Raw genomic sequence first — 18,108 nt, forward strand, 5'->3', positions numbered from 1 at the left:
CAACCCACCCGACGAGGAGTGACCCCATGAGCGAGATCGAGCAGCAGGAGCCCTGGCGCTGGTCCGAGGAGGTCTGGCGCGGCCACGTGGAGCGGGTGCGGGCCGGCCGCAGCCTCCTGCCCGCAGCGGGCCCCGGTCGCTGGCCGGACGGGGCACGCGTCGCGGTGGCGATCTCGTTCGATTCGGATCACGAGACCCCGGCACTCCGCGACGGCGAGACGTCACCCGGGCGCATGGCGCAAGGGGAGTACGGGGCCCGTGCAGCAGTGCCACGCATCCTCGAACTGCTCGACCGGTACGAGGCGCCCTCGTCGTTCTACATGCCGGCGGTCTGCGCGCTGCTGCGTCCGGACGAGGCCCCGACGTACGTCGAGCACGGCCACGAGGTCGCGGTGCACGGCTGGATCCACGAGCGGAACACGCTGCTGGCGCACGACGACGAGCTCGATCTGCTCGGACGTGCGATGGAGGTGCTCGAGTCGCAGACGGGTGTGCGCCCGACGGGCATCCGAACGCCGTCCTGGGACTTCTCGGACTCGACGCTCGACGTCGTCCGCGAGCTGGGATTCACGTACGACTCGTCCTTGATGGCGGACGACGACCCCTACGAGATCCTGCAGGACGGTGAGCGCACCGGCATCGTGGAGATCCCAGTGGACTGGATCCGTGACGACGCTCCGTACCTGATGATGGAGCGGTTCCAGTCCCTCCGGCCGTACACGCCGCCGCGCGAGGTGGGCCGGATCTGGCGTGACGAGTTCGACGCCGCGTACGCGGCCGGTGGTGTGTTCCAGCTGACCATGCACCCCCACTTCATCGGGCACCGATCGCGGCTGCTCGTGCTCGACGAGCTGCTCGCCCACATCCGCACGCACGACGACGTCTGGTTCGCCACACACGCCGACCTCGCCGCGCACGTGGCGCCCGGCCTGACCGACTGAGTCGCCGGCGAGCACCCCGCCCGTCGACCGCGTACCGCTCCACCCGCCCATCCACCCCGTCCCGTTCCACCGACCAGAAGGGGTCATCGTGACCCAGGACGCAACCCCCGCAGCAGCGCTGCCCAACGCACCGACGGCGACCAGCACACCCCCGCCCGTCGCGACGAGTGACACGAAGCTGTCCCGCCGTGGCCGCAAGGCGATCCTCGCCGGCGGCATCGGCAACGTCGTCGAGTGGATCGACTGGTCCGTCTACACGACGTTCTCGTCCGTCTTCTCGCACCACTTCTTCCCGTCCGGTGACGACGCCGCCGCGCTCCTGGCGACGCTCGCGGTGTTCGCGGTCGGGTTCGTGATGCGCCCGGTGGGTGCGGCGGTGCTCGGGGCCTTCGCGGACCGCCACGGGCGCAAGAAGGGCCTCATGCTCACCATCGGGTTGATGGCGGCCGCGTCCCTGGTGATCGGCGTCACGCCGAGCTACTCGGTGATCGGGATCGGCGCGCCGATCGTGCTGCTGCTGGCCCGGCTCGTCCAGGGGTTCTCGGCCGGTGGCGAGTTCGGCTCCTCCTCGGCGTTCCTGGTCGAGTCCGCGGCACCGCGCCGCCGGGCGTTCGCGGGCTCGTGGCAGCAGGTCTCCGTCGGGGCGGGGGTGCTCGTCGCATCCGGCATCGGCGCGATCATCACCTCGACGTTCTCGGCGAGCGCCCTCGACGCCTGGGGTTGGCGCGCCGCCTTCGTGTTCTGCGCCGCGATCGGGCTCGTCGGGATCTGGCTGCGCACGAGTGTCGAGGAGACCGACTCGTTCACCACCCAGCGCCGCGACGACGAGGCCGGGGAGGTCCGGCGCCGCAACCCGATCGTCGCGATGTTCCGCGACCACCCCGGTGCCACGGCACGGGTGTTCGGCGTCACGATCGCGGGCACGCTCCTGTACTACATGTGGGTCTCGTACATGCCCACCTACGCCGCCGTCACGACGGGCCTGCCGCTCAACGAGGCGCTCCTGGCCAACGTGATCGCGATGGTCGTGTTCCTGGTGCTCCTGCCGTTCGCGGGTCTCCTGTCCGACAAGATCGGACGGAAGCCGACGATGTCGATCTTCGCCGCCGGGTTCCTCGTGTTCGCCTGGCCGGCGTTCACGATGCTGAACGGATCGTTCTGGATGCTCGTCCTCGTCGAGGTGATCGGGATCGTGCTGTTGCTCGGCTACTCGGCGAACTGCGCCGTGATCATGGCGGAGCAGTTCCCGCCCGAGGTGAGAGCCACCGGGATCGGCCTGCCGTACGCGTTGGCCGTCGCGATCTTCGGCGGAACCGCGCCGTACATCACCACCTGGATGAGCGGCGCGGGTCTCGGTCACGTCGTCTGGGTCTACTGCGCGATCGCCGCGGCGATCGGACTGGTCGTCTACCTGACCATGCCCGAGACCAAGGGCAAGGTCCTCAAGTGACGCGGCACGTGCTCGTGACCGGCGCCGCGAGCGGCATCGGTCTCGCGGTCGCGACCCGGTTCGCGACCGACGGCGCGCTCGTGACCATGGTCGACCTCCGCGCCGAGCCGCTCGATGCGGCGTCCGCGTCGGTCGCGTCGGTCGCCGCACTCGGTCGGGAGGCGGTGGTCACCATCACCGCGGACCTCCGCGAACCCGACGCGCCCGCCGCGGTCGTCGACAGGGCATGGGACCGGGCGGTCGTCGACGTGCTCGTCAACGCGGCGGGCGTCTACCCGGCGACCCCGTTCCTCCAGCTCGACGCGGCCACGTGGGACGCGGTCCAGGCGGTCAACGTCCGCGCCCCGCTCCTCGCCACCGTCGCGCTCGCGCGGCGGGCCGAGACGGCGGGGACGCGGCCGTGCGTCGTGAACATCTCGTCCGGTTCTGCGCTGCGTGCGCGTCCCGGCGCGGCCCCGTACAGCACGTCGAAGGCCGCGCTGGAGATGGTGACCCGTGCCTCCGCACTCGAGCTCGGCGCCGCCGGCATCCGCGTCAACGCGGTCGCGCCCGGGTTCGTCGACGTGGACAGCGACGTCAACCGTGTCACCGACGAGTACGCCGCAGCGGTGTCCGCCAACCCGCTCGGTCGTCGAGGCCGCCCGACCGACATCGCGAACGCCGTGGTCTGGCTGGCCGACGACACGGCGGCCGAGTGGGTGACCGGCTCGATCCTCCGGGTCGACGGCGGATCGTCGACCGGAGCCCACGCACTGCCCCTGAGTTGGGACCCGGTCGACGCGCGTGCCGACACGGACGACCAGCCCATCCGAGAGGAGACATCCGCATGACCACCGACCGCACCACCACGATCGTCGGCGCCGGCGCGATCGGGGGCACCCTCGCCGTGCACCTCGACGCCGCGGGCGTCCCGGTCCAGCTCGTCGACGCCGATCCCGCCCACGTGGCAGCGATCCGTGAGCGCGGGCTCACCCTGCTCACGCCCGACGGGGCGACGACCGCGCACGTGCCCGCGTACACGCTCGAGGACGCGCCCGACGAGCTCGGCCGGGTCCTGCTCGCCGTCAAGGCGCTCGCCACCGATGCGGCTGCCGCCTGGATCGCACCGCGGCTCCGCTCGGACGGGTTCGTGGCGTCGCTCCAGAACGGACTCAACGAGGCCACCATCGCCGGGCACGTCGGTGTCGACCGGACCGTCATCGCCTTCGTCGACCTCTTCGCGGACGTGATGGAGCCGGGGGTCGTCAAGGACGGCGGCCACGGGGGCATGGCCCTCGGCGAGTTCGCCGGCGGGACGAGTGACCGCGTGCGCGACCTGGCCGCCGATCTGGCGCACTGGGGGAGCCCGGTCGTGTCCGCCAACGTCGAGGGCTTCCTCTGGTCGAAGCTCGGCTTCGGCGCGATGCTCACGGCCACCGCGCTCGCGGACGACGACATGAGCGACCTCATCGACCGCAACCGCGCCGTCATGACGACGCTGGCGCGCGAGGTGTTCGACGTCGCGGACGGCCGGGGGATCGCACTCGAGCCGTTCGACGCGTTCGACCCGCAGGCGTTCCGTTCCGGTGCCGATCCGGCGACCACCGAGCGTGCCCTCGACGACCTCGTCGCCTGGCTCGCCACGCAGTCGAAGACGCGGTCCGGCATCTGGCGGGACATCGCCGTCCGGCACCGGCGGACCGAGGTGCCGGCGCACTACCGCCCGGTCGTCGAGATGGGTGCCGCGCAGGGCGTCGCGCTGCCCGCGATCGAGGCGCTCATCACCGCGATCGTGCGCCTCGAGGAGGGCGAGAGTGCGATGGACGAGGCCGCGATCGCCGCGCTCGCGCCGTCGACGGTCGGGGAGGCGCGATGACCGCCACCGGGACGACCACCGACCTGCTCGACTGGGTCGCCGGGCACCGCGACGCGATGGTGGGCGACGTCCTGGCGTACGTCGGGATCGAGACGCCCTCGGACGCGCCGGCGCTCCTCGCGGAGGGCCTCGCGTGGGTCGAGCAGTGGCTCGGCGAGACGGTCGGCGCTCCCACTGCTCGCACCGTGCACCCGACCGACGGCCACGGTGACGTCGCGGTACTCGACCTGGAGGCGCCGCTCGGCTCCGACGTGTGGGTCACCGCGCTCTGTCACTACGACACCGTGTGGGCCGCCGGGACCATCGCTGCGCGTCCTGCCGCCGTGGACGGCGACCGGATGACCGGACCCGGGGTCTACGACATGAAGGCCGGACTGGTGCAGCTCGCCTGGGCGATCCGTGCGGTGGACGCCGCCGCACTCCCGCGTCCGAACATCCGCCTGTTGCTCAACGGCGACGAGGAGGTCGGCAGCAAGGGCTCCCGCACCGTCATCGAGGACACGGTCCGGCGCACCGACGGGCCCGTGCTGGTGTTCGAGGCGTCCGCCGGAGAGCACGGCGCACTGAAGACCGCCCGGAAGGGCGTCGGGCTGTTCGACATCGAGATCACCGGCGTCGAGGCGCACGCGGGACTCGACCCCCGCGCCGGGGCGAGCGCGGTGGACGAGCTCGCCCGGGTCGTGCTGACGCTCCACGGCGCGACGGACCTCGAGGCCGGGACGAGCTGCAACGTCGGTGTCGTCGCGGGCGGGACCCGTCCCAACGTCCGTGCGGGACACGCGTCCGCGGCGCTCGACGTCCGCGTCTCGTCGTCCGAGGAGGCGGACAGGATCGACGGCGTGCTCGCGGCGCTCACCCCGGAGGACCCACTGGCGACGATCACCGTCCACGGTGGGTGGAACCGACCGGTCATGGAGCGCACCGAGGCCAACGTCGCCCTGTTCGCACGTGCTGAGTCGGTCGCCCGCGGCATGGGGCTGACGGTCCAGGAGACGGCGGTGGGCGGCGCCAGTGACGGGAACTTCGCCTCTGCGCTCGGTCGCGCCGTGCTCGACGGACTGGGCGCCGTCGGTGACGGAGCGCACGCGCGGCACGAGTGGGCGAGCGTGCAGGGCATGGTGGAGCGGACCGCACTCGCGGCGGGCGTCCTCGTCGACCTGGCGAGTGGGACCGACCTGCGCCGCTGAGTCCCGCGAGCAGGACGGCGGACGGGAGGCCGGGCCTCCCGTCCGCCGGTGTCAGGGGTGGGCGGGCCCGACCACGACCGCGCCCGTCGTCAGCAGGTGCACGGTGCCCGATGCGCAGGCGGTGTACGCCGTGTCCTTGATGAACAGCGACGTCTTCGACCCGGGCGGGTAGACCCGGAACCCGTCGGCCGGCTGCGGCGAGCACTCGGCGGCGTCGTACGCGGCGGCCTGGGTGATCTTGAGCGCGACCTGTCCCTGCGCTCCCGGCCCGAGGGTGACGGTGTCGTGCTCGGAGGTCCGGTCGAGCTCGGCCGGCGCGCCGATCTGCTCGCCGTCCCCGCCGCCGACGAAGGACACGCCAGGCCAGCCCTGCAGGGTGCACGGCGTGGTGCCGGTGTTCGTCAGCGTCAGGACGATGCCGACGCTGCCGGCCGCACCGCCGGTGCCTTCCGCGGTCCCTCCGCTGAGCCGATCCGTGGTGCAGCGGCCGCCGGCGGCCGAGGTCGAGCCGTCCGAGTCTCCGGTGCCGCTCCCACCGGTGCCGCTCCCGCCGGCGGCGACCGACGGGCTGGCGGTCGCGGTCGTGGTCGCCGTGGCGGTCCGCGTGGCCGTGACCGTCGGTCGGTCGGAGCCGCTGCCCGAGCCGGCGCAGCCGGTCAGGGCGATCACCGCGGCCAGGGCGGTCGCGGACGTGAGCACCATCGTCGTCGTCTTCACCAGGCCGACCCTAGCGCCGGCCTGGAACGCACCACGATGCGACTCGGAGGCTCCGATGCGGAATCGATACGTCAGTACCCGGCGTTCCGCGCGAGCTCGAGCGCGATGGTGTTCCACCAGGTCCCCGCGGCCGGTCCACCGTTGCACGTGCCGTCGGAGGCCCCGACGGTCTTGATCCACAACGCGGCGTCCTCGTTGCCGTGGCTGCTCGCCGCCGGTGCCTGGCCGATCGCGCGTCCCCGGGCGTTGCACCACTCGCCGTCGGAGCCGTTGCCGTTGCGCGACGTGTCGATGACGTAGTGCGCGCCGCCGAGCAGTCGGGAGACCTCGTCGGCGTAGGCCTGGACGTCGCTCGTCGACTTGTAGTTCGACACGTTCACGGCGAACCCGCGCACGCCCTGCACGCCGGCGGCGAGGAGGCGGGACACCATCGTCGCGGTGTCGACGCCGGAGTTGCTCGTCCCGGCGTCGAGGTAGACGGTGGCGCCCGCGGCGGTCAGGGTTGTCGCCGCAGCGCGCAGGAGGCCCGTGCGGTCACCTTGCACGTCGGGGCATCGGCCGAGTTGCAGCAGCGCATCGGGTTCGAGCACGACGGCGACCCGTCGGTGCGCGATGCCCGCGGCGATCTGGGCGATCCACCTCGGGTAGTCCGTCGCCGAGAAGCCCCCGGCCGAGTAGCTCCCGCAGTCGCGGCCGGGGATCCCGTAGACCACGAGCGTCCCGGTGCGGCCCGCGGCGACGGCGGCTCCGACGTACGCGGACGTGGTGGCGGCGACGGTCGCGATCGTGTTGCCGCTCCCGAGCCACCGCGTGCCGCCGTGCGCGCTGATCCGGTCGAGCACCGCGGCGTCGGTGGTGTCGCCGCTGGCCCGGAGCGCCGCAGCGGCGGCGACGGAGGGGTAGTCGGGGTCGACGTAGGGCGCGGCGGTGGTGAAGGGGTCCGTGCCGACGCTCGGCACCGGGGGCACCATCGGCGTGGGGGAGCCCTCGGCCCGCCACTGTGCGGTCGTGATCGGTGTGCTCACCCCAGCGACCCGCTTGACCACCTGCGATGACCCGACGCTGCTCAGGTAGTACGTGTCGGCTCGGTACGTCACGGACGATGCCGGGATGCTCGCGGTCTCGGCGGCCGTGGCGTGCCGCCAGACCCCGACCGGGGTGCGCACGATGATCTCGGAGGGGTTCGACGCGTAGCTCGAGTACTCCATCGCCGGGACCCGGTCGACGATGCGTGGCGTCGGCGTGCCCTGGGCCGTCCACTGCGCCGTGGTGACGGTGCTGACGACGTCGCTCGACACCTTGTAGATCGGGCCGGTGGTCCCGACCCGGAGGAACTGTGTGTTCACCAGGTACGTGACGGCGTCCGGCGGCACGGCGGCGGCCTCGGCCGGCGTGAGCAGGCGGTAGCCCGCGGCGGTCTTGCCGATCACCTCGGCGGGCGCCGAGGCGTAGCGGACGTAGCCCGTGTAGGTGGTCGCCGCCGACGCGGCGCCCGGGCGGGCGAGTGCCGCCGCGAGGACGGCCACGACGACCGCGAGGAGGGCGACGACCGTGCGGACGTTGGACACGAGGGCGCGCCGGAGACGCGGCGCACAGGGGTTCGACACTGGTGCTCCGTGGTGGGGGGAGGGCGTGGGGAGTCGGCCGGAGCGGTGGCCGGGCCGCTCCTGATCAGCGGTCCGGCCCCTGGCCGACATCGAGGATCGCTCCTGCTCCCGGTGTCGGGGGAGCCTCCGTTCGGGGGGTGGTTCTGCCCCAGAACGGGGGTCGACCGCCACCCCCGGCGCGAGCGGCGGGGATCGACGCCGTGATGTCCCGGTGGCCGCGTACGTCCTGACCCGGCGCGCCGCCCCATGACGGACGGTTGTGGCGGCCCGGCTGAACGACCACGCAGCCGTCCCGGCGTGCTCTGGACAGAACGCTGCGTCGAACGGCCCATCGCCGGTCACGTTCGCCGTCAGCGTTCGAAACGACGAGTGAGCGCTCACTGTGAGCGCTCACCTCGACGTACACTCGACCGGGCCGCCGAGCCAACCGGACTCGGCGGATGGGATGACGACGGAGTTGTGATGACATCGACGGAGATGACCGCGCGGGACGCCCGCAGGACGACCGGGCACCACCGCAGGGGGATCGTGGTGTGGGCCTCGGTGATCGCAGGGCTCGGAGGGTTCCTGTTCGGCTACGACACGGGCATCGTGTCGGCCGCGCTGCTGTACGTGGCGCCCGAGTACCACCTCGGTGAGTTCGGACAACAGTTCTTCGTGGCGATCCTGCTCGCCGGCGCCGTGATCGGCGTCATGGGCGGTGGTCCGGTGGTCGACCGCCTCGGTCGACGCCGCACCCTGATCCTGCTCGCCGCGATCTACATCGTCGGCGCGCTCGGCAGCTCGCTCATCGGCTGGCTCCCGCTCATCTACGTGTCGCGGTTCCTGCTCGGCCTGAGCGTCGGGTCGTCCTCGCTCGTCGTGCCGATGTACATCGCCGAGATCGCCCCGGCCCGCATCCGTGGCCGCCTCGTGTCGTTCAACCAGCTGTTCGTGGCGCTCGGCATCTTCGTGTCCTACCTGGTCGGCTACGCGTTCGCCCCGATCGAGGGTTGGCGTTGGATGATCGGCCTCGCCGCCGTGCCGGCCGTCGTCATGCTGGTCGGCCTCCTGCCGCTGCCCGAGAGCCCGCGCTGGCTCGCCGCGAAGGGCCGGGTCGACGACGCCCGCGCCGTCCTCGAGCGCATCCGGTCCACCGTGGCCGAGGCCGCGGCGGAGCTCGGTGACATCACCGGCGCGATCAAGTCCGAGCACGCGGTCAGCTACCGGTCGCTGTTCCGGACCCGCGGTGTCCGTCGCGGCATCGTGATCGGCGTCGTCGTCGCGGCCACGAACCAGCTGTCCGGCGTCAACGCGATCCTCTACTACGCGCCCACCATGCTGAAGTCCGCCGGATTCGGGGACTCGTCCGCGATCCTCAGCTCGGTCGGCATCGGCGGGGCATTCCTGCTGTTCACCCTGATCGGACTGCTGCTCGTCGACTTCCTCGGCCGCCGCTGGCTCCTCATCGGCGGGACCCTGATCGTCGCCATCGCGCTCGCCGCGATCGGTGCGCTCTACCTGTTCCCGCAGTCGTCGACGGTCGGCGTGCTCCTCGTCATCGGCCTCATGATCTACGAGGGCGTGTTCGCCGCGAGCCTCGGCATCGCGATCTGGCTCGTCAACAGCGAGGTCCTGCCCAACCGGGTCCGTGGCAAGGCGCAGTCCTTCGGCACGGTCACCCACTGGGGCCTCGACCTGATCATCTCGCTCGTGGTCCTCAGCGTGATCTCGGGCCTCAGCGCCACGACCCTGTTCTGGGCGTTCGCGGTCTTCGCGATCGCGGGCACGATCACGATGTGGAAGATCCTGCCGGAGACCAAGGGTCGGAGCCTCGAGGACATCGAGCGCCAGCTCGAGGAGGCGTAGGACCGGCGACGGGAGGAGCGGTGCGGACCCGCACCGCTCCTCCCGTCCGACGCCGAGGATCGGGTGTCCTCCCGCTTCGGGTCACGGGAGGACACCCGCCGTTCGCCGCCGTGTCCTGCTGGTGGTCCAGGGACACGGGAGGCGCCGACCGGAACGGGGATGGTCGGCCTTCGCGACCCGATCGGCCGCGAGGAACGTCTGTGGTTGTCGGTGAGACGCCGACCCGGAACTGTTCGAGTTCCGCATTCACCGTCCCAACAGCGCACTGTACGTGTGTCCAGGTCCGGAGACAAGGGGTTGCGCGGAGCGTTCCCGTCCGTCGCCGGGGTCAGAAGTAGGCGATCTGGTGGGGGGTCCGGATGGGGACGAGCATGGCGCGGAGCCGCGCGGCCGACCCGGCTTCCGCACGGACGAGGCCGGCGGCGACGAGCGTGCCGACGTCCACCGCGCCGAGCACGAGTGCGCCGAGTTCCGCGACGTCGAGTTCGACGTCGGCCTCGTCCTGTCCGCCCGCGGTCCGTTCGACCGTCGCACGGCCCTGGACCACCGACAACCGCAGCGTCCCGTCCGAGAACCCGAGTGCGTCGTGGACGCCGATCGTCACCGTGCCGTCCACCGCGAACGGGCGGGACGCGAACGTCGCCACCGGGTCGAGCACGCGGAACCAGACGTGGTCCTCCTCGAACACGGTGGACAGCGCACGGTCGTCGGCGAGCACGTGGAGGACCGGGTCGTCGACGCGGGCCGTCCCGTACCGGACCACGCGCACGAGGTCGACGGCGAGCAGGTGGTGCCAGAGCGCGATGTACGCCTCGTCCGTCGCGGCGACGAGGTCGACGATCTCGAGCCGCACCGCGTGCCGCTCCGTCTGCTCCGCCTTGTACGTCACGTAGCCGTCGACGGGCTCCGACCGGGAGGGCCGGTGCACGACCGCGCGCACCGCCCGGTTCGGCTCACCGTCGCCCTGCCGACCGAGCAGCGGGTTCCAGGTGCCCTCGTTCCGGGTCATCGAGCCCGGGGTCCGCGCGTGGAACCGCTCGTACACCTGGCGGGCGAGTCCCCGGGCCAGGACGGCGGTGTCGACCGGGGCGACCTCGCCCACGGCCGGCACGAGCAGCGGGAGCGCCGCGGACCGGTCGACCTCGATCGTCCGCTCGCGGATGGCGGCGCCGAACCCGAACCGGCGGTAGATCGTGCCCTCGCTCGCGGTGAGGCTCGCGAGCGGGTACCCATCGTCCGCCGCGCGGTGCAGGGAGTCGGTCATCATGCGCCGCAGGACCCCGCGCCGGCGTTCGGACGGGCGGACCGTCACCGACGCGATCGCGAAGGTGTCGATCTCGGTGCCGTCGCCCCAGCTCAGGTGCTTCGGGAGACTGCCGAACGTGCCCACGGGCGCGTCGACGTCGAGCGAGTCGGGCATGGGGTCGCGCCGGTGGACGGCGAGCAGCTCGGCGCGGTCCTCGATGACGTGCCGGATCATCCGCCCGAGGCGCTCGGGGGCCACCTCGGGTTCGTGGAACCCGGCGTCGACGCTCGCGAAGAACGCGGTGGTCTGCGCGTCGGCCGTGCCCTCGGGCGTCAGGCCGGGCGCGAACCGGCGGATGGTGTAGCGGTCGTCGAAGCTGCTCTGGTCCACGTGCCCACGCTACCGACCGGCCTCTGCCCCCTTCCGCGGGATCGCAGTCGTTGCCGTTCTGGGATCCGTCAGAGCGGCGACGACTGCGATCTCGCCGAGGGGCGGCGCGGTCAGCCGACCGTCACCGGCGCTGCCGGCGGCTTCGTCCGGGTGCGCCGCCACACGAAGAACCCGGTGAGCGTGAACACCCCGTAGAACACGTACATGAGACCTGAGGCGTAGTAGCCGGCCGAGAACAGCAGGGGAACGCCGACGACGTCGACCGCCACCCAGATCAGCCAGAACTCGACCCAGCCCTTCGCCATGCCGTAGGTGGCCAGGAGCGACCCGACGAAGATCCACGCGTCGCTCCAGACGGGCTCGTAGGATCCCAGCGCCCGGAAGATCGGGGTGAGCACGAGCGTCCCGCCGACCATGCCGACAGCGAGCAGGGCGCGCGTCCGCCACGAGGCCCACCGCGGCTCGACGACGGCGTCGCCGGGCTCGGGACGCCGCGTCCACCGCCACCACCCGTACACGGACACCACGATGAACATGATCTGTCGCCCGGCCTGACCGAGCAGGTTGACGGGGTTCGGGGTGTCGAACACCGCGCCCATGAACACCGTGAACAGCAGCGCGTTGCCGACGATGCCGACGGGCCAGGCCCACACCCGACGGCGCATGCCGCCGAGCGCGCTGAGCAGGCCGAACACGTTGCCGACGATCTCGCGCCACAGCACGGTCTGGTCGCCGATGACGAGCTGCGCGTCGAACAGCCACCGCAGGAACGCCATGTTGCTCCACTCCGGGTCCACGGATCGGGACCGCACCGGTCCATGCAACCGCATCCAGCGTCGGCGCATTCCGGGAGGCGCGTCCCGCTCCCGCCACCCGGCCTACGCTCGTCGGCGTGGATGCGACGACGGACGACGCGGACGCGATCACCCGCGCCCGCACCGCGATCGCCGAGGCCGTGCAGCGGCTCGAGGCCGCCGGTGCGCGTGACGAGGCCGTCGGCGAGTACGTCGAACCGCGCCGCGTGCTCGGGATCCGGCGGGAGCCGACCATGCGCGACCTGGGGCGCGCGTGGCGGCTCGGGGTGCTGCTCGTCGACCGGGTCGGCACCGTCCGCGCGACGGGCCTGATCACCCGCGTGACGGAGCCGGGCCGGCCGCAGTACCAATCGACGTCGGCGGAGATCCGTCGGGCGTACCGTGCGGCGGCGGTCAAGGGTGGGTTCCGCGCGGGCGACACCGTCAACCACGGCACCGTGCCGATCCCGCTCGACGAGCACCTGCGCGGCGCCGCAGGTCCCCTGTCCGTGCGCGACGGCGAGGTCGTCGTCCGCTGGAGCCCCGCCGTCGCGGACGGCGATGCCCTGCCGCTCGCGCAGTACCTCGCCGACCGCGTCGACCTGCTCGTCCATCCGCCCGAGGGCGCCTGAAGCGCGAGATCGCGGTCGTTGCCGTTCTCACCGGAGCCAGAGCGGCAGGGACTGCGATCTCGCGGACAGGGGGACGGGCGGCCGGCTGCGGCACGCCCGGGTGCCGGCCGTGCAGGCGCCCCGGGGCCGATGGAGGACACTGGGAAGGCAGCCGTCCAGGAAAGGAACAACCCGTGACCGACGTCTCCTCCCAGCCTCCCGCCGAGGGTGACGACCGCGAGGTCCTCACCAACCGTCAGGGCCACCCGGTCTACGACAACCAGAACCAGCGCACCGTCGGCGCCCGGGGGCCCGCGACGCTCGAGAACTACCAGTTCCTCGAGAAGATCAGCCACTTCGACCGCGAGCGCATCCCGGAGCGTGTCGTCCACGCCCGCGGCTTCGTCGCCTTCGGGTACTTCGAGGCGACCGGGCAGTGGGGCGACGAGCCGATCGCGCAGTACACGCGCGCGAAGCTGTTCCAGGAGGCCGGCAAGCGCACCGACGTCGCCATCCGCTTCTCGACCGTCATCGGTGGCCGGGACTCCTCCGAGGCCGCCCGCGACCCGCGCGGCTTCGCCGTCAAGTTCTACACCGAGGACGGCAACTGGGACCTCGTCGGCAACAACCTCGGCGTCTTCTTCATCCGCGACGCCATCAAGTTCCCGGACGTCATCCACTCCCTCAAGCCGGACCCCCAGACGTTCCGCCAGGAGCCGGCCCGCATCTTCGACTTCATGTCGCAGACACCCGAGTCGATGCACATGCTCGTCAACCTGTTCAGCCCGCGCGGCATCCCGGCGAACTACCGGACGCAGCAGGGCTTCGGCGTGAACACCTACAAGTGGGTCAACGCCGAGGGCGAGACGAAGCTCGTCAAGTACCACTGGATCCCGTCGGTCGGCGTCAGCAGCATGACCGAGGCCGACGCCGCCGCGGTCCAGGCGGGCGACCTCGGCCACGCGTCGAAGGACCTCCACGAGGCGATCGAGCGCGGCGAGTACCCGGAGTGGGAGCTCCGCGTCCAGATGATGGACGACCACGACCACCCCGAGCTCGACTTCGACCCGCTCGACGACACGAAGCTCTGGCCCGAGAACGAGTTCCCGCCGAGGAAGGTCGGCACGATGGTGCTCAACCGGAACGTGTCGGACTTCTTCGCCGAGAACGAGCAGATCTCGTTCGGCACCGGTGTGCTCGTCGACGGCCTCGACTTCTCGGACGACAAGATGCTCGTCGGCCGCACGTTCTCGTACTCGGACACGCAGCGCTACCGCGTCGGGCCGAACTACCTGCAGCTCCCGGTCAACCAGCCGAAGAACGCGCGCGTGCACACGAACCAGCGCGACGGGCAGATGGCCTACCACCAGGGCGGCGGACCCAACCCGCACGTCAACTACGAGCCCTCGATCACGGACGGCAGCCTCCGCGAGGCCGAGTACCCGACGCACGACGAGCAGGGGCCGGAGATCGTCGGGCGGCTGACGCGCAAGCGGATCCCGCGCACGAACGACTACACGCAGGCCGGGCAGCGCTTCCGGCTCATGGAGGACTGGGAGCGGGACGACCTCGTCCAGAACTTCGTCACGCTCATCTCGCAGGCGGCCCGCCCGGTGCAGGAGCGCATGCTCTGGCACTTCTACATGGTCGAGGACGAGCTCGGGCAGCGCGTGGGCGAGGGCCTCGGCATCACCCTCGAGGAGGTCGCCGACCTGCCGCCGCTGCAGTCCCAGACCCTGTCCGACGACGAGCTCGCCCGCCTGGCGAACCTCGGGCACAACGGCCCGCGCGACGTCGAGGGGTTGCTCATGACGCACTGCGTGCCGGACGAGCGCGCCCTCATGGCCTGATCAGGTCGTCCGCCGTCCGGGAGGCGCGGTGCGGGTCCGTCCCGCACCGCGCCTCCCGTGCGTTCGGCGTCGTGCGACACCGCGCTGGACGCGGACAGCAGGACCGCGCACGTCAGGACGGACGCGAGCCGCCCTCGAGCAGGAGCACCTGCCCCGTGAGGTAGGCGTTCCCGAGCACGGCGAGCGTGAGCTGGGCGACCTCGTCCGGACGCCCGAGCCGTCCCACCGGCGGCGTCGGGACCGACGAGGGCATGCCGTCGATCATCGCCGTGTCCGCGATGAGTGCCGGGGCGATCGCGTTCACCGTGACCCCGTGCGCGGCGGCCCTCGCGGACAGCGCGTGCACGAGCCCGTGCAGCCCGGCCTTCGACGCGGCGTAGTGCGGGCCGACGAACCCGCCCGTGAACGCGGCGACGCTCGAGGTGAAGACGATCCGTCCCCAGCCGCGCTCGACCATGCCGGGCAGGAGTGCCTGCGCGAGGACGAACGGCGCCGTCAGGTTGACGCGGAGGGTGCGCTCCCAGTCCTCCGGGCTGATCTCGTCGAGCGCGCGGACGTCGCCGACGCCGGCGATCGGCAGCAGGACGTCGACCGGTCCGAACGGGTCCGCGGCGGCCTCCGCCACCGCGTGCAGCCGCTCGGTGTCCGTCATGTCCGCCTCGACGAGCACGAGTCGGCCCGTGCGCCCCGGGTCGAGTTCCGCCGTGGAGGCGCGGCTGCGGTCGCGTACCGTGCCCACCACCGCGTACCCCGCGTCGAGGAGGCCCCGGGTCACCGCCCGCCCGATGCCACCGGTGACGCCCGTGACGAGCGCGACCCGTCCCTCCCGGCTCGGTTCCGACGTGGGCCGTTCGTCATCTGCCATGCCACCTGCCTACTCGCCGGCGGGCCCCAGGCGCCCGGCGGCGGCGGCCTGCGTGCGCCGGTGCGGACCCCTACCGCTCGGTGTCCCTACCGCTCGGTGTCCCTACCGCTCGGTGTCCCTACCGCTCGGTGTCCCTACCGCTGGATGCCGCGGAGGACGTCGACCGCGCGGGTGATGTCGTCGCCCGTGGCGTCGAGGTGCGTCACCATGCGGATGCGCGTCCGGCCGGACTGCATCACGCGCACGCCCTGGGCCTCGGCCTCGTGCGCGAACCGCGCCGCGTCGGACACGTCCGCGAACACGATGTTCGACTCGACCGTCGCGGGGTCGACCCCGACGGCCGCGGCGAGGAGTCGGGCGTTCACGTGGTCCTCGGCGAGGCGGTCGACGTGGTTCCGGATGGCGTACCGGCCGGCCGCGGCGAGCATCCCGACCTGCCGCATGCCGCCGCCGTAACGCTTGCGCCAGATGCGGGCGGCGTCGATGCGCTCCTGTGAGGCGACGAGCACCGACCCGACCGGGGCGCCGAGGCCCTTCGACAGGCAGACCGAGACCGTGTCGAACCCGGCGGCCAGCTCGCTCAACGGCGTGCCCGAAGCGACGTGCGCGTTCCACAGCCGAGCGCCGTCGAGGTGCACCGCGAGCCCGTTCGTCCGCGCGTACTCCTGCACGGCGCGGACCTCGCTCTGGGGCTGCACGGTGCCACCGCCGAAGTTGTGGGTGTTCTCGATCGCGATCGCAGCGGTGGACACCATGTACGACCCGGCGTCCGGCTCCGCGATCTGCTCGACCGCCCGGTGGTCGAGGCGGCCGTACGGCGTCGCCCACGTCCGGGTCGTGATCCCCGAGAACACCGCGGCGGCGCCGAGTTCGGCTCGGGCCACGTGGGCCTGGACGTCGCAGACGAGCTCCTGACCGGGCGCGACGAGCATCCGCAGTCCCAACTGGTTCGCCATCGAGCCCGACGGCGCGTAGAGGCCCGCTTCGAACCCGAGGAGATCGGCGACCTCGGCCTCGAGCGCGTTCACCTCCGGGTCCTCGCCGTACACGTCGTCGCCGACCTCGGCGTCGAGCATCGCGGCGCGCATCGCGGCGGTCGGGCGGGTGACGGTGTCGGAGCGCAGGTCGATGGGCACCCGATGACGGTACTCCGACCGGTCGTGGAGCCCCGCATCCGGATCGTGGTGTGACCGGCCTTCCCCGCGGTGTATCGGCTGTGGAGACGGCGGCACGGCGGCAGCCAGCACGTCGGCGCCTGCTGCGCGACGAACGGGACCGCGGGATGTGACGCGGCCCCGTTCGTCGATGTCATTCGGTCGGTCGGCTCACTGCTGGCTACTCGTGGTACTCGCGGCCGTAGGTCTTGACGCCTTCCATCATGTTCCGGAGATTGTCGGGTGCGTTGTAGCCGAAGGTGCGCTCGAAGGACTGGTAGCCCTCCTGGGAGGATTCGGCGCTGCGGGGCAGCATCCGTTGGGCGAATGCGTCGAACGCGGCGTTGATGTCTCCTGCGTGCTCGACGATCAGCGCGCCGAGTTCGGCGCCGTCGAAGAGGGCCCAGTTCGCGCCGTCGCCGTCCGGCGGTGTCAGGTGCGCGGCGTCACCGACGAGCATCACCCCGGGCATGCGGTCCCACGTGTGACCGAGGGGGAGACCCCAGATCGGCCGGATCACGGGGTCGGTGTCGCCGGCGGTGATGAGTTCGCGCAGTTCTGGAGCCCAGCCCTCGCCGAGCTGGTCCGCGATCAGTCGGAGCGCCTCCTGACGGTTCCTGGAGTCGAGCGTGTCGGCCCAGGCGAGCGGCTTCTTCATGACGACGTAGCTGTGGATGACGTCGCCCGCTTCGCGGTGCCCGAAGATGCCCCGGCCGGGCTGCATTGCGAGCATCGCGCCTCGACCGACGAGCGCTGCACTGGCGGTGTGGCGTTCTTCGACGTCGTGGAGGAACGTCTCGGCCCAGATGGTGCCGGTGTACTCCGGCACGGCACCGTTGAGGTAGGTCCGGACTCGTGACCAGGCTCCGTCGGCGCCGATGAGCAGGTCCGCGTCGACGGAGTCGCCGTTGGCGAAGACGACTCGGTGCGCTCCGGCGTCGGCATGGACCGACGCGACCTTGTGACCCCAGTGGATGGTTCCCTCGGGCAGCGATTCGACGAGGATGCGCCGCAACTCTCCCCGGAGCACCTCCGGGTTGGTCAGTTCGCCATCGTCCGGGATCTCCCCGACGAGCTCACCGTCGGCGCCGAGGAACCGCATCGCCTCAGCGCCCATGTTGATGATCGACCGGAACTCGTCCATCAACTGGCACTGTTCGAGGGCGACCTGCCCGTTGAAGTCGTGGATGTCGAGTTGACCGCCCTGGGTCCGTGCGTTCAGGGACTCTTCCCCCTCGTACATGGCGACGGGGATGCCGTTGAGGTGGAGGACGCGAGCAAGCGTGAGCCCGGCGAGGCCGGCTCCGATGATGACGATCGGCTTCATGACTGGTTGGTCTCCCTTGTGGGCCGGAGGACGCCCGACGGGCTGTCCAATGTGATAAATGCTGCATAATCATTATGCGACAAAATAGTCAGGTTGCAAGCGGTTCCCCTGGACAGCCCCACTCGCCCTTCCGGGTTCGCCCGTCGACATGCTGTGTCTGCTCACCAGTGGGCCGTGGACCTCACTCGGCGAGGTCATCGACCACACTCAGCGGGTCGACGCGCTCGACGAGTTGCCGTTGCCCTGGACGCTCCGATGACGATGAC

Annotated in this window: 15 protein-coding genes; 8 read left to right on the plus strand and 7 right to left on the minus strand. The window is 71.7% G+C overall.

Annotated elements, in window-relative coordinates; genetic code table 11:
- Positions 1–26: 26 nt before the first annotated feature.
- From DEI82_RS01410 to DEI82_RS16355, 5 genes are all read left to right on the plus strand, one after another.
- A complete protein-coding gene (locus DEI82_RS01410) occupies positions 27–941 on the plus strand; it encodes a polysaccharide deacetylase (protein WP_111035552.1) in 915 nt (304 codons plus the stop codon).
- 88 nt (positions 942–1,029) lie between these two features.
- Positions 1,030–2,391 carry an MFS transporter gene (locus DEI82_RS01415; RefSeq protein WP_220037214.1) on the plus strand — a complete coding sequence of 454 codons (1,362 nt, stop codon included), beginning with the start codon at positions 1,030–1,032 and terminating at the stop codon, positions 2,389–2,391.
- Complete coding sequence (locus tag DEI82_RS01420; RefSeq protein ID WP_111013843.1) at positions 2,388–3,221, plus strand: SDR family NAD(P)-dependent oxidoreductase; 834 nt, start codon at positions 2,388–2,390, stop codon at positions 3,219–3,221. The genes DEI82_RS01415 and DEI82_RS01420 overlap by 4 nt, the downstream gene beginning before the upstream one ends.
- Positions 3,218–4,246 (plus strand): ketopantoate reductase family protein, encoded by a 1,029-nt coding sequence (locus DEI82_RS16350; RefSeq protein WP_220037215.1) that lies wholly within the window; start codon positions 3,218–3,220, stop codon positions 4,244–4,246. Before DEI82_RS01420 ends, DEI82_RS16350 begins: the two co-directional genes overlap by 4 nt.
- The gene (locus tag DEI82_RS16355) at positions 4,243–5,433 is read left to right on the plus strand and encodes a M20 family metallopeptidase (protein ID WP_220037216.1); all 1,191 of its coding nucleotides are present in this window, start codon (positions 4,243–4,245) and stop codon (positions 5,431–5,433) included. Before DEI82_RS16350 ends, DEI82_RS16355 begins: the two co-directional genes overlap by 4 nt.
- 51 nt (positions 5,434–5,484) lie before the next feature.
- Here the strand turns inward: DEI82_RS16355 and DEI82_RS01430 are convergent, their stop codons facing one another.
- Positions 5,485–6,150, minus strand: coding sequence for a DUF4232 domain-containing protein (locus DEI82_RS01430; protein WP_146242795.1), 666 nt, complete (start codon positions 6,148–6,150; stop codon positions 5,485–5,487).
- A 71-nt stretch (positions 6,151–6,221) separates the two neighbouring features.
- A complete protein-coding gene (locus DEI82_RS01435; protein WP_181435063.1) occupies positions 6,222–7,718 on the minus strand; it encodes a glycoside hydrolase family 6 protein in 1,497 nt (498 codons plus the stop codon).
- A 501-nt stretch (positions 7,719–8,219) separates the two neighbouring features.
- Here DEI82_RS01435 and DEI82_RS01440 point away from each other — a divergent pair.
- Positions 8,220–9,605 carry a sugar porter family MFS transporter gene (locus DEI82_RS01440; protein WP_220035646.1) on the plus strand — a complete coding sequence of 462 codons (1,386 nt, stop codon included), beginning with the start codon at positions 8,220–8,222 and terminating at the stop codon, positions 9,603–9,605.
- A gap of 328 nt (positions 9,606–9,933) precedes the next feature.
- Here DEI82_RS01440 and DEI82_RS01445 read toward each other — a convergent pair whose 3' ends face one another.
- Together DEI82_RS01445 and pnuC are read right to left on the minus strand one after the other, a co-directional pair.
- Positions 9,934–11,241 carry a GNAT family N-acetyltransferase gene (locus tag DEI82_RS01445; protein WP_111035555.1) on the minus strand — a complete coding sequence of 436 codons (1,308 nt, stop codon included), beginning with the start codon at positions 11,239–11,241 and terminating at the stop codon, positions 9,934–9,936.
- A 110-nt stretch (positions 11,242–11,351) separates the two neighbouring features.
- Positions 11,352–12,017, minus strand: a complete 666-nt coding sequence (gene pnuC / locus DEI82_RS01450) for a nicotinamide riboside transporter PnuC (RefSeq protein ID WP_111010218.1) — start codon at positions 12,015–12,017, stop codon at positions 11,352–11,354.
- Positions 12,018–12,133: 116 nt separating this feature from the next.
- On the opposite strand from pnuC, the gene DEI82_RS01455 reads away from it, so the two are divergent.
- Together DEI82_RS01455 and DEI82_RS01460 are read left to right on the plus strand one after the other, a co-directional pair.
- Positions 12,134–12,667: a hypothetical protein gene (locus DEI82_RS01455; RefSeq protein WP_111010030.1), complete on the plus strand. Its 534-nt coding sequence runs from the start codon at positions 12,134–12,136 to the stop codon at positions 12,665–12,667.
- A 173-nt stretch (positions 12,668–12,840) separates the two neighbouring features.
- Positions 12,841–14,496, plus strand: a complete 1,656-nt coding sequence (locus DEI82_RS01460) for a catalase (RefSeq protein WP_111035556.1) — start codon at positions 12,841–12,843, stop codon at positions 14,494–14,496.
- Between the two features lie 112 nt (positions 14,497–14,608).
- Here the strand turns inward: DEI82_RS01460 and DEI82_RS01465 are convergent, their stop codons facing one another.
- From DEI82_RS01465 to DEI82_RS01475, 3 genes are all read right to left on the minus strand, one after another.
- Entirely contained in the window at positions 14,609–15,361 is a 753-nt protein-coding gene (locus tag DEI82_RS01465; protein WP_111035557.1) for an SDR family NAD(P)-dependent oxidoreductase, read from the minus strand.
- Positions 15,362–15,495: 134 nt separating this feature from the next.
- Positions 15,496–16,497 (minus strand): low specificity L-threonine aldolase, encoded by a 1,002-nt coding sequence (locus tag DEI82_RS01470; protein WP_111035558.1) that lies wholly within the window; start codon positions 16,495–16,497, stop codon positions 15,496–15,498.
- Between the two features lie 199 nt (positions 16,498–16,696).
- On the minus strand, positions 16,697–17,842 hold the full coding sequence (locus DEI82_RS01475) for an NAD(P)/FAD-dependent oxidoreductase (RefSeq protein WP_111035559.1): 1,146 nt from the start codon (positions 17,840–17,842) through the stop codon (positions 16,697–16,699).
- Positions 17,843–18,108: the final 266 nt, after the last annotated feature.

Origin of the sequence: Curtobacterium sp. MCBD17_019, from assembly GCF_003234555.1 — a bacterium.
Taxonomy (GTDB): Bacteria; Actinomycetota; Actinomycetes; order Actinomycetales; family Microbacteriaceae; genus Curtobacterium.